The organism is Ancylobacter tetraedralis (genome assembly GCF_014195655.1).
GTDB classification, from domain to species: Bacteria; Pseudomonadota; Alphaproteobacteria; order Rhizobiales; family Xanthobacteraceae; genus Ancylobacter; species Ancylobacter tetraedralis.
In genome coordinates this window covers 1-15,203 of record NZ_JACICD010000017.1, presented here as the reverse complement: position 1 = coordinate 15,203, position 15,203 = coordinate 1, and the positions used below count along the sequence as shown (strand labels likewise).

The window sequence follows — 15,203 nt, the reverse complement described above, 5'->3', positions numbered from 1 at the left end:
GTCAGAAATCGAAGGTCGCTGACAGCAGGACCGTACGCGGTGCGCCGCGGGCGAGGCCGAACGAGGAGGAAGCGGCCGCCCAGTAGCTCTCGTCGAGGACATTCTCGACACTGGCGCGGATCGTCACCGGCTTGCCGTTGGTCCGCTCGAAGGTGTAGCGCGCGCCGAGGTCGACGCGGGTCCAGTCGGGAATGCTCTGGATATTGTTGACGCTGGCATATTGCGAGGAGGTGTAGATCACGCGGCCGGTCAAGGTCAGGCCGTCGATGAAGGGCGTATCCCATTCCGCGCCGAGATTGACCTGCACGTCCGGCACGCCGACGGCCGCCATGCCGTCATAGGTGCCATTCGCCGTCTCGGTCTGGACGCCGTCCATCAAGGTCACGCCGCCCAGCAGGCGCACCGACGGCGTGATCTCGCCGAATACGTTGAGCTCGACGCCGCGGTTCCGCACTTCGCCATTGATGCTGTAGACATTGGTCGCCGCATTCAGCACGCCGCTCGGCTGCTCAATCTGGAAAACACTGAGTGTGGCGGCTATCTGGCCAAAATCGACCTTCACGCCGGCTTCCAACTGCTTCGACTTGATGGGTGCGAAGGCCTCTCCGACATTGGCGGAGCCCGCCGGCGCGACCGGTCCCTGGCTCAGGCCCTCGATGTAGTTGGCGTAGACGGAAACGTTCTGCCAGGGCTTCAGCACCAGGCCGACCGCCGGGGTGACCGCGCTCTCCTCGTAGTCTGCGGTTTGCACGCCGGTCGTCCCGCTCCAGCCCTCCTGCACCACGTTCTGGTAACGCGCTCCGAGAATGAGCTGCACGCGATCATCGAACGCATATAGGCTGTCGGCGACGGCGAAGCTGGTCAGCGTCGCCTCGCTGGTCTTCGGCGCGTCGGTCGCATAACCGCTGAGATTGGGCTCCGCGAACGGCGTCGGCGCGTAGATGTTCGACGAATAGGTCGCCACCACCGGCGCCACGACGCCCATCTCATTGTGAAGGCCGCTGGCACTGACCGTCAGATCATGACGGATGGCGCCGGTGTCGAACTTGGCCCGCACGCCGGCTTCGCCGGTGAGGGTGTCGACATAGTTCGGCTGCAGATAGACATTGGCGGCGAAATTGCCGACCGGATTGGTCAGATAGATGAAGTTGTAAAGGCCGAGGAAATCGTTGCGGCGCGCACCGACCGTCGCATAGGCGGTGACGTTGTCGGTGATGTCGACCTCGCCGCGCACGATGCCGAGAACATCCTCGCCATCGGCATAGAACCAGTCCTGGCCGAGATTGGCCGAGGCATCGGGGGCGTTCGGAACCGGGACCGCGCCCGCCCGCAGATAGACGGGCCGGACCGGATTGTCGGCATAGTTCTTCTGATAGATCAGGTCTGCCGACAGCCGCACCCGCTCGCCGCGATAATCGATCCCGAGCGCAGCCTCGCCGAGCTCGTTCGACTGGTCGTCAACCGGCCCGTCGCCATTGGCGTAGGAGCCATTGATGCGGACGCCGAACTGCTTCTCGTCGCCGAAGCGGCGCGAGACATCGAACTTGCCGCTGAACTGGCTGTCGGAGATGTAGCCCAGCGTGAGCTGCGTGAGCGGATCGTCGCCGGCGCGCTTCGAGGTCAGATTTATCGTGCCGCCGATGCTCCCCTGGGGCGGCATGCCGGTCAGCATGGAGCCCGGCCCCTTGAGGATTTCCAGCCGCTCGACCCAGGAGGTGCCGGCCATCTGGTAGGGGACCAGACCGTAGAGGCCGTTGATGGAGATGTCCGCATTGGCGAGCGGAAATCCGCGAATGTAGAATTGATTTGAGTAGCTGGCGTCGGCCCAGGTGGCGCGTACGGACGGGTCGTTCTCCGTCACGTCGGCGACGCTGCGCGCCTGCTGATCCTCGATGGTCTTCGACGTGTAGGCGACGACATTGAACGGCGCGTCCATGAAGTCGCGATTGCCGAGGATGCCGAGCCGGCTGGCGACCGCCACCTGCCCGCCGGCAAAGGGCGGCGGCAATTCGCCCTCGCCCTCCACCGTGACCGTGTCGAGCGCTATGCCGTCGCCGGCGGGCGCACTGGCTTCGCTGCCGTCCTGCGCCATCGGGTCGAAGATCCGCACGGTGTTTGCACTCGTGAAGCTGTAGCTCAGCCCGGTGCCTTCCAGCAGGCGGGCGACGGCCTGATCCGGCGGCAACCGGCCGCTGACTCCCGGCGTGCCGCGACCGACCGTGAGTGAGCTTGGATAAAGCAGCCGAAGACTTGCCTGCCGCGCGAGGCTGAGCAGCCCGGTCTCCAGCGGACCGGCGGGCACGGTGATCGTTGTGCGGGCGGCCGTGATGGGCACGGGAGAGGACGCCGGCACGAGAGAGGATGCAGGGACGGCCTGGGCCTGCAGCGCCGTCGCGCATCCCAGCAGGGAAATTCCCGCCAGTCCGGCGCTCATGATCATGCGACCTATGCTTGCCGTCGTCTCTTCATCTCGCATTCTCGATCCCCAATCCCGTCGGATGCCGCGCGGCGGCGGCGTTCTCTCGATGGGTTAGAGTCGATCGGGGGGCTGCCTCCTGACGTCGGCCGCGAAAAAATCGTCAGCGCGAGCGCACCACCACCATCATCCCGGTCAGATGGGTGATGGTGACCGGAAGGCCCGCTTGCAGCAGGGCAAGTGCCTCGTCGGTGTCCGTCAAATCGAAAATGCCCGAAACTTTGTGGTCCGCCGCCGCCTCGTCGAGGACCACGATACGGCCATGCCGGTAGCGTTCCAGGGTCGCGAGCACCTCACGCAGGGGCTGGCCGGAGAAGACCAGCTTTCCCTCCCGCCAGGCCAGCCGGCTGGCGACGTCGGCTGTGCTGACATCCAATGCCCCGTACCGGTCCACGCGCGCCACGTCTCCGGCTCCCAGCGCGACCTGCGAACGGGACGACGCGACCTCGACTCGTCCCTCTTCCACCTGCACGTCGCTGCCGGTGCCCTGATCGCGGACGCCATAGCGCGTTCCGAGCGCGGTGGCGCGCAGCACATCGTCCACGACGACGAACGGACGGGCAGGATTCTTCGCCACGTCAAAGAAAGCCTCTCCGCGCAGCAATTCGATGCGGCGCTCCGCCGACGAATACACGACCCTTATGGCGCTATCGGTGTTCAGGTCGACGCGGGTGCCGTCCTCCAGCGTGAAGTGGCCGACCTCGCCGACCGTTGTGTAGTGATCGGCGCGCAGCCGGTCGACGAAGCCCAGCTGGTACAGCGTTGTCGCCAGCACCGCGATCAGCCCGACCGCGACGACATTGCCGGTAACGGCGCGCCGCGACAGACGCAGCTTCTTCAGCCGGTCCTTCTCGATCGGCACCGCTCTGAGGTCGCCCCACAGGCTCTGCAATTCCTCATAGGCAACGGCATTGGCGGGATTCCCGGCGAGCCATGCGCGAAACTCGCGGCGATCCGCATCCGTCGCGTCGCGCGACTGGAGGCGCGCGACCCATCCGGCGGCCTCTTCCGTCCGCCGTCCGTCCGCCGTCTGTTTCGCCTTGTTCGTCATCGGCATCCTGCGCGCGGCGTCCCTATCGAGTTAGAGTCGAGCGCAGCTTATGACCTGACGTCGATCAGAAAAAAATCTCGGCACGCACTTTCCGGCACTGCAGCAGCGCGCGGATGATGTGTTTTTCCACCATGTTGCGCGAAATGCCGAGGCGCAGGGCGATTTCGCCATTCGCAAGCCCATGCAGGCGGCTGAGGATGAAGACTTCCTGGCAACGGTTCGGCAATTGCTCGATCGCCGTCGCCATGAGCAATAGTTGTTGACGGCCAAGGACGATGCGCTCCGGTCCGGGTGTGTCGTCCGTGATCACGGAGCCCGCGTCTTCGGGTGCGAAAAGTCTGGTCTCGGCGGCACGCCGGGCGGAAGCCGCGCGCGCAACCGATTTTGCCACCTGGAAAAGATAGGCCTGGGGATTCTCGATAATGGTGCTTTGCGGCACCTCGATCATCCTCAGGAAGGTCTCCTGCGTCGCATCGGCCGCATCCTCCCGATTGCGCAATCGGCGCTGGAAGAAACGCTTGAGGCGACCCTCGTCCATCCTGTGGAGCGCTTGCAGGAACGTTGTCGTCATGTGCCGGCGGACCGTTCGGGCTGTAATGGACACCGTAGGGTCGTTCTCTACCGCGGGAACGAATATCAATGCAATCTCAATGATTTAAACCTATTCTAAGCTGGCGGGCGAGACGGCTTTCCGGCACGATGGCGAGAGTCAGATCTTGGCGCAGCACCGACGGTTCCAAGTGCTGTCCGCGCCGTTGAGTTCTACGCAGGGTACCGCATCGGGTGTCCTGGCCGATCCGCGCGGGAATACGAAGTCCTCACTCGGGATAAGTCTCGCCCCGATCCGGTGCATCCTTGTGGAACAGGATGAACACCAAAGGGTTGCCGGGCTCGGCCATCGCATCGCTGCGCTGGCCGGTCACCTCTCCGGCCACGCCGCTTGTGTATTCGGCGACCACGTCGCCAAAGCTGTCGCGCTGGATGGCGAGCTTCTGTCCGGGTTTCACCTTGTCGTTGAGCTTGACCAGATGCTCGACGATCCCGCCTTCGGTTGCCAGGATCGGGAAGGCACTGTTGCCGACGAAGACGCTGACCTCCTTCCCCGTCCGTCCCATGGGCCCGGCGACGATGCCATGATGCTTGAGCACATTCATCGTGCCTTCCACGAACAGCGCGATCATGTCGAGGTCCAGCACGCGGGCGGCGCCGATCTCCGGGGTGAAGGCAGGGATTCCCACGTCCATAAAGGCGTTGTGCAGCACTCCGGGATAGACGTGATTGTCGAAGATCTGGCTCACGGGATAGAGCTCCACCATCGCCTTGACCTCGGGCACATCCATGCCGGCGATATTGAAGGCGGTGACCTCGAACCCGGTCGTCCCGGTGTGGAAGTCGATGGCGGCATCGGCGTTCGGCCGCAGCAGTCGGTTGAACAGCAGGCCGGCATGTCGGCTAGGTGCGGTGAGGCCGTTCTCATTACCGGGCCATTCCCGGTTCATGTCGATCAGATCGGCGCCCCGGCCGGCATTGGGCCATCGGCGCTGCATGCCCTCCATGGCCGGGCGGGACACGTCGGTGACGGCCATGACGGTGCCCGACATCTCACCCGGATCGAGGCCGTTCATCACAGTCTGGACCGTATGCACGGAACTCATCTCGTCGCCGTGCACGCCGCTGATCAGAACGACACGCATGCCCGGCCGCGCTCCCTTGGCGACGGTGACGGACACATACCAGTGCTGTCCGGTGGGCATCTCGACGCCCTGAAAATACAAGTGATGCTTCTTTCCCGGTTCCAGATCATGGATGTCGAGCGCGCTGACAACCTTTCTCCCCTGGATGACATCGCCGGTATAGATCGTTGCGGACGCCGGACCGGCAGCATTTTGCGTCGAGCCCTCGGCGCTGGCGGAAGGAGCCTTGGCGACGAGCCCAGCGGATGCGCCGAGCGTTGCAACGGACGCGATCATGAAATCGCGGCGATCAAGGCGCTCGTCCGGCTTGTTCGACATGGCGTGAATCCTTCCTGTGAATTGCCCGCCCTTCTCCACGCAAGGTTACGCCCAGCGACGCTGGGTTCGTTAGGCGTGCGCCAATGGTCGAAATAAACCTGTCATATAGTCAAGCGCGCTTTCGAATCCGACGGTGGTGGAATCCAGCACAGGGACGTGGATTTCATCCCGCGCTAGCCTTGTAAGCGCGTGCCCTGCGAGATTGGTGCTCCATACGAGAACAGCGTCGAGATCGGGAACGGATGCCAGCCGCATCGCGTGCAAGCCAATCTCTTCAGGCGTTATCCCGGCGGCTTCAAAATTATCTCCAACGCCGAGACAGTGCCCCGCGACGATGTCGATGCCCTCGGCGCCGAATGTCTGCTTCAGCCGCAACCCCTCCCAGTCGGCACCCTGAGCCACCAGACCAATGCGCCGGAGATTGTGCCGTCGAAGATAGTCCACCGTCGCAAGCGCCGTGGTGGTGCAGGGAATGCCGGTCTCCTTCTCCACAAAGGCAGCCAGACGCCGATCGGGCTCGAAACCGATCAGCGCGCCACGCGTCGCGTTCCACAGGATCACATTGGGGCGCGCCTGGGCCAGCAGTTCGGCCGCGCGGTGGAACGCAGGCATGTCGTAGCCGTCCGGTGGGTGGCCAGCATACGGCACACGAGTGAAACAAGCATCGATGCCGGGCTGCGCGCCCAGAATCGATCGCGCCACTCGTTCCACCACGCGATTTGACGATGGCAGGATAATCCCGATTGCGCGCGGGAAACGCAGGGGCTGGCTCACTGTTCGCGTACCACCAGCGTGCGAGCGGCGGACCATTGCGCACTCCACGTTTCGCCGGGCTGCGGGCTCATGCGGGCGGCGTCTTCTATCGGGATCGAGACCTGAAGCTCCGGCTGGAGTTCCGCCTGTCCATGGGGCTTCATCCAAACGGACAGGACCTGCCCCTTGAACAGGCTGCGTACGATCGTGCCGGTGAGCCTGTTGGCTGCGGCAGGCAGTTCGCCCGGTGTCAGGCGCATGCTTTCCGGGCGGATGGCCACCGCGACCCGCTCCTGTATCGAGAAGTCGTTGGGAACGGTGCTTTCGAACACATGGCCGGCGGTCGAGCGCAGTGTCATGCGTCCATCGCGCATGTCGACGATGCTGGCCGGGATGAAGTTCGACGTGCCGATGAAATCGGCGACGAAATGTGAGATCGGCCGCTCATAAACCGCCCGCGCATTGTCGACCTGCTCGATGCGCCCGCTACGCATCACCGCGATCTGGTCGGCGAGGATCAGAGCCTCCTCCTGATCATGGGTGACGAGGATTGTGGTCAGGCCGAGTTCGTTGCAGAGCTGACGCAGTTCGATCTGCATCTCTTCGCGCAACTTCTTGTCGAGTGCGCCGAACGGCTCGTCGAGCAGGAGGACGCGGGGGCGGTAGGCGATCGCGCGGGCCATGGCGACCCGCTGCTGCTGACCACCGGACAGCGCTGCCGGCATTCGGTCCTCGAAGCCGGAAAGCCGCACGAGTGCCAGCGCCTCCTTGGCGCGTCGCACCGTGTCGCCCTTCGGGACGCCACGCATGGCAAGACCGAAGGCGACGTTCTCCCGCACCGTGAGATGCGGGAACAGCGCGTAGTTCTGGAACAGCATGCCGAGGTTGCGCTTGTGCACCGGCTGGCCGGTCACAGAGACGCCGTCGATGAGGATGTCTCCGGCCGAGGGCTGGACAAGGCCCGCGACCATGCGCAGCGTCGTGGTCTTGCCGCAACCCGAAGGGCCGAGCAAAGCGAGGATGCTGCCGCTCGCGGCGATGAGGTTGACGTCCCGCACCACCTGGGTGTCGCCGTAGGATCGGCAGATGCCGGCGAGACGGACTTCGCCGCCCCCCGAAACGCTTGTTGTTGCCATGTCGATTTCCCGATGAGGTGCCTGTCGCTCAGACGGCGAAGATGCCGTTGAGCTTCTCGGTCCAGCCCGATCGGCGGGCGTTGATGTAGTCCCAGTCCGGCGTGAACAGGCCGCGCTTGTCCATCTCCTCGACCGGATAGGCGATGTATTTCAGCGTCTCGGGCGAGAACTCGATGCCCGAGACCGGCGGGGCGGTGTAGGCATATTCGGAGAACGCCTTCTGCACGGCAGGCTCCAGCATCCGGTTCATGAAGGCCACGGCGAGGTCGCGGTTAGGCCCGCCTTTCACCAGCACCTGGCAGTTATTGCCGGCGAAGGAGCCTTCCTTCGGGAAGCTCATCGTCACCGGCGCGCCCTTGGCGGTGTAGGGGTAAATGTACTTCGACAGTTCCAGCAGGCCGATATCGGCCTGGCCCTGCGCCACCTCATTCGCGGCCTGCGGGCCGTTGTCGAAGAGGTTCATGATGTTGGGCTTCAGCTCCGCGACCTTGTCGAAGCTGTCATCGACGAGGTACTGCGCCTGCGCGAACGGCTTTCCCGACTTCACCGCCGCCGCGACGATAAGGAAGAACACAGAAGGCGTGTTCTTCGGGCTGACGAGTTTCAGCTTGCCAGCGAATTCCGGCTTCCAGAGCTCGGCATAGCTGTCCGGCGGGGTGATCGAGGTGTTGTTGAACATGCTGGCCACCGAGATTGCCAGCGCCGTGCCCCAGCCATCGAAACCGAAGCGGGGATAGAGCTTGGCGAGCGCCGGCATATCATCCGCCGGCAGCGGCTCGATCAGACCTTCCGCCTTGCAGACCGGGATCGCCACGTCGTCGATGAACATGACGGAGAATTTCGGGTTGGCCTTGGTCGCCCGCATCTTGCCGACATTGGCGAGGGTGAAGCCCTCCTCCGCCGTGACCTTGGCGCCGAAATCCTTCTCAAAGGCCGGGATGATGTTCTTTTTGACGAACTCGCCCTGCGAGCCGCCCCAGATGCCGATCTGGATTTCCTTGCCCTGTGCCCAGCCGTTGCGGACGTACCCCATGGGCGCCAGCGCACCAGCACAGAGGACAAGCTTGCCGAACGTACGACGCGAAATCTGTGTCATGACCTGTTCCCCTATTCTGATTTGATGTGAGCGAGCGTCAGCTCGCGAGGCGCGCAAGGCTGAGCCCGAAGACCTTTTCGATGACGAGCACGAGGAGGAGCGCGAAGAAGATCATCAGCGAGGCGATGGCCGCGATCGACGGATCGAAAGAGCGCTCGATGACCGTGTAGAGATAAAGCGGCACTGGGAAGTGGTTGCCGTCGGCAAGCCACATCGAAACCGGGTAGTCGTCGAAAGAAACGATGAAGCAGAAGGTGCCCCCGGCGAGGATGCCCGGCCGCACCTGAGGCCAGATCACTTTCATCGCCACCACATGGGGCGGGGCGCCGAGCACGGCGGCGGCGTCCTCAAGGCTGCGGTTGACCAGCAGGAGGCTCGCGGAGACCGAGCGTATCACGTAGGGCAGGCACACCACGGTGTGGCCGATGACGAGTTGCATGAGCGTGGCGCGCCATCCCATCAGCGCGAAGACCTGCAGCAGCGCCACACCGGTGACGATGAGCGGCACGATCAGTGGCGAGAGGATTAGACCGAGTACGGCGTCCTGTCCGGCCACCCGGTAGCGCGTCAGCCCGGCCGCGCAAGGCACACCCAGCAGCAGGGACACCGCGGTCACGATGGCCGCCAGTTCCAGCGAGAACAGGAAGCTGCCACGGGCTTCCGGGTTGGCGAGCACCTCGCCATACCATTTCAGCGTGAAGCCCTGCGGCGGGAACACGATGTAGGGCGTGTCGGAAATCGACATCAGCACCGGCACGAGCAGCGGCGCCACGACCAGAGCGAGGATGATGCCGACGGTGATCCTGAGCGGCAGGCTGACGGTTTCGTTCATTGCGCGGCCTCCGTCAGCGGGCGCCGGCCGTCCAGCGCGCGAAGCGCCGGCTGACGAGCTTGAGGAAAATGAGGTTGGAGGCGAGCACGAGCGCAATCAGCAGGGTCGAGATCGCGGCGCCGAAGGGCCAGTCATTCAAGGTGAGTATCTGCTGTTCGATCAAGGTGCCGAGCAGCGGCGAGAAATTGCCGCCGAGGATCTGGGGGGTGACATAGGCCGCCGCGCTGAGCGAGAACACGAGCGAGGCGCCGACCGCGAGACCCGGCAGGCTTAGGGGCAGGATGATGCGCCTCAGCACCGCCAGCCGTGTGGCTCCAGCTACCCGCGCCGCTTCTTCGACCGAGCGGTCGATCCGCCCGATGGCGCCGGCGATCGGCATCACCATGAAGGGCAGGTAGACGTGCACGCAGGCGATCAGCACCGCCCATTCGGTGTAGAGCAGCACCGGCGGGTTGCTAATGCCAAATATCTTGAGGACCCAGGCAAGGGCGCCGGTCTTGTTGAGGATGGTCTGCCAGCCATAGGAGCGCACCACCACATTGACCAGAAGCGGCGCAAGAAGGGTGATCGTGACCAGCCGGGCAAGCGAGGGGCCGCCCCGCGCGATGGCGATGGCGAGCGGATAGGCGAACAGTGCCGTGAACAGGCTGGTGAGCAGGGCGATCCGGAGCGTGCGCAACAGGATGCGGAAGTAGAGGTCCGAGGAAAACAGCCGGACATAGTTTTCCAGCGTGAAGCCCTCGACGCTCACGCCCTCGACGACGCGGCTGGTCAGGCTGAGATGCACCATCGTCAGCACCGGCCACACGAACCAGACGGCGAGAAAGAGCACAGCCGGCGCCACGAGAACATATCCCGCCATGCGGGTGCCGGTGGCGAACTCCCAAACCTTCGCCATGCGCCGTGCGAAAGCTCCTTCCTTTGCGTTTGCTCTCAGCCTCGTAACATGCGGGGTGACGCGCTCGGGCACGTCGATGCTCTCGGTACGGCTCATCGGCGTTTTCCGTTGCAGGCGGGCGGAGGTCGCGCGGCGGACTGTCGCCCCGTCATGCAAGTCAGGTTCCGTCAATCGGCCATTGCCGTCCAGCGCAGATTAAGCAACAATCCATTCGAATAATTAGGATGGTCGGATGGCTCGCGCCTTTCTCGTTCCCGCATCGCTGCGCTATCTCGATCAGGTGGCGCGTTCGGGGTCGATCCAGAAGGCGGCGAAGGAGCTGAATATTGCGGCCTCGGCAATCGATCGGCAGATCCTGCTGCTTGAGCAGGAACTCGATGTCGAGCTGTTCGAACGGCTACCGCGCGGCATGCGCCTTACCGCTGCCGGGGATGCGCTCGTGACACTCGCCCGGCGCTGGCGCGGCGACGAACGCCGTGTGGCGGCGGAGATCAAACAGCTTCAGGGCATGGATCAGGGCCATATCCGGCTGGTGGCGATGGACAGCCACGCCAACGGCTTTCTCCCCCGCTTTGTTGAGCGCCTCGCTGCCGAGCAGCCTCGCATCTCGCTGGAGGTAGAGATCGCCAGCCCCGACGATGCCGTAACCGCGCTGCTCGCGGGAAGTGCTGACATCGCGGCGATCTTCAATCTCACGCCGCGCCGCGACGTGCATGTCCACTGGAGTGCGGATCTGCCTTTTGGCTGTGTGGTCGCTCCAAACCATCCGCTGGCAAAAGCCGAGACGGTGAGCCTTCAGGAGGTGGTGGCCCACCCCATCGCGCTACAGAGCCGAGCGCTGATGATCCGACGCTATCTCGACGCGCGCTATGGCTGGCTGTTTGCCGACCCCCAGAAGGCGCTGGTCACCAATTCGCTCCAACTGGTCAAGCAACTCGCGCGCGGTGGCCGCTACGTCGCCTTTACTTCCGAGCTCGACGCGGCCTCTGAACTGGCGGCAGGCCAACTCAGATTCTTGCCGGTCCGTGACAAGAGTGTCGAACCGCAGAGCGTGTCCATCGCCATCGATGCGAAGAAGCCGCTTTCACGCATCGGTGGAATCATCATGAATTTGCTGACATCAGAAATACAGTCGTCGTTGCAGAGCGCCCGGAAGGCTGATGCCAGCCGCGTTAGCAATATGCGGGACGAGGGAATGTCCGCTTCTTGACCGGAGGTCTGCGTCTGTTTTCTGGCGCGGCTCGCCGGCGAGGCCGACCCTCAATGGCGCGTCGCCGTCGGCGTCGGCGTCTCGCGTCACGATCTGGATCCGCCCGCCCGGGCGCAGGTGGCGGATCGCAATGTCCATCACCTGATCCTCGATCGCCCAGCCTGTTCAATGACCGGTTGAAGATCGCCGGCGAGGCTGAAAATCCGCTGACCCTACGGCTCAAGCACATCCAGGGCAGCGCACTGCCCGTGGTCGCCAACCCGCCCGATCATGACGACGACGACTGAGAGCCCGCAGGCAATGTCAATGACCGACAACAAGGCGGGGGCCACGGGCTCACCGCCCTCTTTGTTCGGGCACGTTCAGCCAAATGCGCCGGAATGACTACCCGCGGGTGGGGTATTCGGTGGGGTAGAGGAAAGCCCTCCACCATCCGTCAGCTTGAGCGCCCGCTCGCCCGGCTTGGCCCTGCGGATCTGCACATCAGTCAGCAGCATCACGTCATCCCCAGCCTACCCGGTCGCGATACCCGGTTTCTACCCGGGATTTCCCCGGCTCGACACGGATTGAAGCGAACGGATTGAACAAGGTATGCCGCCGAAATCGTGCAGGCTCAACGCATTTGGGATGGGTCAGAATATGTGCGGAAAGGTGGATGGCGGAGAGGGTGTCCGTAATATTATCCTCCTTATTCCTCCCCTATCATCTCATGAGCGTATTGTCTTTGTTGGATTTTGACGATCATCTGCCTGTCAATCTCCCAGGTCGTCCGATAGAATCTCGCGCCGAAGGTGGGGCCAATAGTGGGGCCAGAGCACCGCGATTGAGGTGCATCTGGCGGAGAGATCTGGACGGGGGCAACATGGCGCGCACACGCAACCGGCTGACCGCGAAAGGTGCAGCGGCACTTTTGGAACCCGGCCGGCACTCCGATGGCGGTGGCTTGTATCTCGTCATCGATGGAGATGGCCGCAGCGCCGATCGGCGCCGGTGGCTGTATCTGTTTCAATGGCGTGGCAAGCGGCGAGAGATGGGACTGGGCGGCTATCCGACCGTCTCCCTTGCCGAAGCGCGCAAGGCACGCGACGAGGCTGAACAGGGCGTGCGAGATGGTCGCGATCCGATCCTCGCCCGCGAGGAGGCACGCCGTGGGCGCGAACGCACGCCGACCTTCGGAGAGGCGGCGGAGGCCCTGATCGAAGCCATGCAGGACGGTTGGCGGAATGCCAAGCATCGGGCGCAATGGGGCACCACCCTGCGCACCTATTGCAAGCCGTTCTGGTCCACTCCCGTCAATGAGATCGGAACCGACGCCATCGTTGGCGCGCTGAAACCCATCTGGATTGCGAAAGCCGAAACGGCGTCACGCCTGCGTGGCCGCATCGAAGCGGTGATCGATGCGGCCCGCGCGGCAGGCCATATCCCGCCGAATGAGGCCAATCCCGCTCGCTGGCGCGGCCATCTCGACAAACTGTTGCCGAAGAAGCAGAAGTTGCAGCGCGGGCACCATCGGGCCATGCACCATGAGGCGTTGTCCACCTTCATCCGTGATCTGCGCGGCCGCCAGGCAACAGCGGCGCTCGCTTTGGAGTTCCTGATCCTGACCGCCGCTCGTTCGGGCGAGGTGCGGGACATGCGGTGGAGCGAAGTCCACCTTAGCGATCGCCTGTGGAGCGTGCCAGCCACGCGGATGAAGGCAGGCCGGGTACACCGCGTGCCGCTGTCCGGCCGGGCCGTCGAAATCCTTGAAGCCATCAAGCCGCTCTCCGAAGGCGAGACCGATCCGCTGGTTTTTCCTGGCCACAAGCCGGGCAAGCCACTCTCCATCATGGCGATGACCATGTTGCTGCGGCGAATGGGAACGGATGTCACGGTGCACGGCTTCCGCTCTGCGTTCCGCGATTTCGCCGGCGACGAGACCGGCTTTGCCCGAGAGGTCGCCGAGGCGGCGCTCTCCCACGTCATCGGCGACAAGGCCGAGCAGGCGTACCGGCGCAGCGATGCGCTCGCCAAGCGTCGGCAACTCATGGAGACATGGGCGGCCTATGTCGAGCCGAAGCCAGCGAACGAAGCAACAGCGCCAATGCTCCAGCCGGCCCATGAGCCAGTTTGACGACTTGGGTTGCCCGGACGGTCCTGAGTTCTGTCTGGCCATTGGAGGAAACGGTCATGAAGACGAAGGCGGCCGAGCCGGCGCGTGGCTCGAAAGCGCGTGGCAAGCGCACGCCCGGCCACATGATCGGACGCACAGAACCCGGCGACTGGGCACTATCGCAGGCGCAGTGGCTGAAGGTCGGCGAGGCGTATTGTCCTGCCTTCTGCTGTGCCCTTCTGGCGGAGATCGCGATCAGGGCGGCTGAGGCCGAGAGGCACGCGGACGGTCCGACGGCCTTGGCAGAGGCCCAGCAGCGCGCGACCCGGGCCAGGAACGCCTATCATCGGCATGCAAAGCTCCATGATCTGTCGGAGCGCACCATGGAGGTATGGGCTCACAAGGCTGCCGAATGGAAAGAAGCGATTACCGAAATCGTGAACCGGTACATCTCGCAGGTGAAGATGGAGGCTGAGGCGCCGCCGGTCGCCGACACGATGGCGTGGATGAGCAAGCTCGGCCGTGCGGCGGCGGATCTCCTCGCTGCCTATGAGGCGCCTCTGAATGCTAAAGCAAAGTCCCTGGTCCGCGCCGATCTCGAGCGAGCCATGGGTGGCGCTCCGCGTTACCAAGACGTGCCAGATGAGGCATTGGCAGACGTGGCACAGGCAGAAATCGCTCTGGACGAGTTGATCGAGGCTGCGGAAACGCAGGAGCATCGCGAAGTCCTTATGGCTGAGCGGGATGCATTGAGCCGAAACCTCGAAGAATCTGCAGTTGACTCGATTCGGCTCAGCGAGGTGATGGATGGGGTCCGCCAGATCGTGTTTTACGCGAGCGACGTGGCGAAAAATCTTGATGATGAGCCCGCCTTCGTCGATGGCTCGGCATGGGCGCGGTGGATCATCGATCTCACGGGGTTCTGCAAGTGGGCAGGTTTGCCGATCAGTGCCGGCCGGGAGTTGCGTGTGAATGGAGAGCCTTCCGAGTTCGTCGCACTGGTGAACGCCCTGACAGATACGCTGCCGCCGGGTTGTTCCCGGCATGAGACGACGCGGGCCGCGCTCGCCAAGGCGATCGGCGAAGCGCGAAAGAAGGCAGACAACCTCAGGAAGGCACGCGAAGCCGCCGAGGCGTGACGATTGCCGGTCCCTCGCCGTGCAAGGCAGGGACGCGAATGTCGGACCCTCCTGATGTTTCGCGTCCCGCGCGTCCGGGACAAGCTGGTCTAACTGGGAGGCCTCTCGAAGAACCGGGGAGGCTCCCATGCCTATCGTTCATTCTGCCACGAAGGCCCAAGCTGAGGATCTCCGCAAGGAGGTCTTCACGCTCAGGCAATTACACCATGTCTTCGCCATCCCACCCTCAAGTGCCTATCGCTACATGGCCGAAGGCCGGTTGCAGTCGATCAAGATCGGCGGTCGGCGTCTTGTCCGCCGCGCCGATGTTGAGACCTTCCTGGCGGTGCAGGCCGGGGAGGACCGGCGATGAGTGCCGAATGTGACGCGCAGCCCGGTGACACGACCGCGCCGAGCGAGCCTGAGCAGACCCTCTACCCTGGCCCGGATCTTACCGGTGAGCCGCCAAACGGTTCCAGGATCCTGCCTGACGCGGGTGAGCTGTTTCGTGACGATGAGGGGCGGCCGT

The 15,203-nt window shown here is 63.9% G+C and carries 14 protein-coding genes; 4 read left to right on the top strand and 10 right to left on the bottom strand.

Annotated elements, in window-relative coordinates; translation table 11 throughout:
- Nucleotide 1 precedes the first annotated feature (1 nt).
- The 9 genes from FHS55_RS22550 to FHS55_RS22510 form a co-directional block, all read right to left on the bottom strand.
- Nucleotides 2-2,440 carry a TonB-dependent receptor gene (locus tag FHS55_RS22550; protein ID WP_183192120.1) on the bottom strand — a complete coding sequence of 813 codons (2,439 nt, stop codon included), beginning with the start codon at nucleotides 2,438-2,440 and terminating at the stop codon, nucleotides 2-4.
- Between the two features lie 139 nt (nucleotides 2,441-2,579).
- Entirely contained in the window at nucleotides 2,580-3,527 is a 948-nt protein-coding gene (locus tag FHS55_RS22545; protein WP_183192119.1) for a FecR family protein, read from the bottom strand.
- A gap of 64 nt (nucleotides 3,528-3,591) precedes the next feature.
- Nucleotides 3,592-4,098 carry an RNA polymerase sigma factor gene (locus tag FHS55_RS22540; protein ID WP_183192118.1) on the bottom strand — a complete coding sequence of 169 codons (507 nt, stop codon included), beginning with the start codon at nucleotides 4,096-4,098 and terminating at the stop codon, nucleotides 3,592-3,594.
- A 247-nt stretch (nucleotides 4,099-4,345) separates the two neighbouring features.
- Nucleotides 4,346-5,539 carry a M14 family metallopeptidase gene (locus tag FHS55_RS22535; RefSeq protein ID WP_183192117.1) on the bottom strand — a complete coding sequence of 398 codons (1,194 nt, stop codon included), beginning with the start codon at nucleotides 5,537-5,539 and terminating at the stop codon, nucleotides 4,346-4,348.
- A 69-nt stretch (nucleotides 5,540-5,608) separates the two neighbouring features.
- Nucleotides 5,609-6,313 carry an aspartate racemase/maleate isomerase family protein gene (locus tag FHS55_RS22530; protein WP_183192116.1) on the bottom strand — a complete coding sequence of 235 codons (705 nt, stop codon included), beginning with the start codon at nucleotides 6,311-6,313 and terminating at the stop codon, nucleotides 5,609-5,611.
- Nucleotides 6,310-7,428, bottom strand: a complete 1,119-nt coding sequence (locus FHS55_RS22525; RefSeq protein ID WP_183192115.1) for an ABC transporter ATP-binding protein — start codon at nucleotides 7,426-7,428, stop codon at nucleotides 6,310-6,312. The genes FHS55_RS22530 and FHS55_RS22525 overlap by 4 nt, the downstream gene beginning before the upstream one ends.
- Before the next feature lie 28 nt (nucleotides 7,429-7,456).
- Nucleotides 7,457-8,524, bottom strand: coding sequence for an extracellular solute-binding protein (locus tag FHS55_RS22520; protein ID WP_183192114.1), 1,068 nt, complete (start codon nucleotides 8,522-8,524; stop codon nucleotides 7,457-7,459).
- A 37-nt stretch (nucleotides 8,525-8,561) separates the two neighbouring features.
- Nucleotides 8,562-9,356 carry an ABC transporter permease gene (locus FHS55_RS22515; RefSeq protein WP_183192113.1) on the bottom strand — a complete coding sequence of 265 codons (795 nt, stop codon included), beginning with the start codon at nucleotides 9,354-9,356 and terminating at the stop codon, nucleotides 8,562-8,564.
- 13 nt (nucleotides 9,357-9,369) lie between these two features.
- A complete protein-coding gene (locus tag FHS55_RS22510; protein WP_210287135.1) occupies nucleotides 9,370-10,350 on the bottom strand; it encodes an ABC transporter permease in 981 nt (326 codons plus the stop codon).
- A gap of 136 nt (nucleotides 10,351-10,486) precedes the next feature.
- Here FHS55_RS22510 and FHS55_RS22505 point away from each other — a divergent pair, with 136 nt between their 5' ends.
- Nucleotides 10,487-11,464 (top strand): LysR family transcriptional regulator, encoded by a 978-nt coding sequence (locus FHS55_RS22505; protein WP_183192111.1) that lies wholly within the window; start codon nucleotides 10,487-10,489, stop codon nucleotides 11,462-11,464.
- 362 nt (nucleotides 11,465-11,826) lie between these two features.
- On the opposite strand, the gene FHS55_RS22500 is transcribed toward FHS55_RS22505, so the two are convergent.
- Nucleotides 11,827-11,961 carry an Arm DNA-binding domain-containing protein gene (locus FHS55_RS22500; RefSeq protein ID WP_183192110.1) on the bottom strand — a complete coding sequence of 45 codons (135 nt, stop codon included), beginning with the start codon at nucleotides 11,959-11,961 and terminating at the stop codon, nucleotides 11,827-11,829.
- A 365-nt stretch (nucleotides 11,962-12,326) separates the two neighbouring features.
- Between FHS55_RS22500 and FHS55_RS22495 the strand changes: the two genes are divergently transcribed.
- The 3 genes from FHS55_RS22495 (at nucleotide 12,327) to FHS55_RS22485 (ending at nucleotide 15,047) form a co-directional block, all read left to right on the top strand.
- Nucleotides 12,327-13,577 carry a tyrosine-type recombinase/integrase gene (locus FHS55_RS22495; protein ID WP_183192109.1) on the top strand — a complete coding sequence of 417 codons (1,251 nt, stop codon included), beginning with the start codon at nucleotides 12,327-12,329 and terminating at the stop codon, nucleotides 13,575-13,577.
- A 56-nt stretch (nucleotides 13,578-13,633) separates the two neighbouring features.
- Complete coding sequence (locus FHS55_RS22490) at nucleotides 13,634-14,695, top strand: hypothetical protein (RefSeq protein WP_183192108.1); 1,062 nt, start codon at nucleotides 13,634-13,636, stop codon at nucleotides 14,693-14,695.
- A 127-nt stretch (nucleotides 14,696-14,822) separates the two neighbouring features.
- Nucleotides 14,823-15,047 (top strand): helix-turn-helix domain-containing protein, encoded by a 225-nt coding sequence (locus tag FHS55_RS22485; protein ID WP_183192107.1) that lies wholly within the window; start codon nucleotides 14,823-14,825, stop codon nucleotides 15,045-15,047.
- The last annotated feature ends 156 nt before the right edge of the window (nucleotides 15,048-15,203 follow it).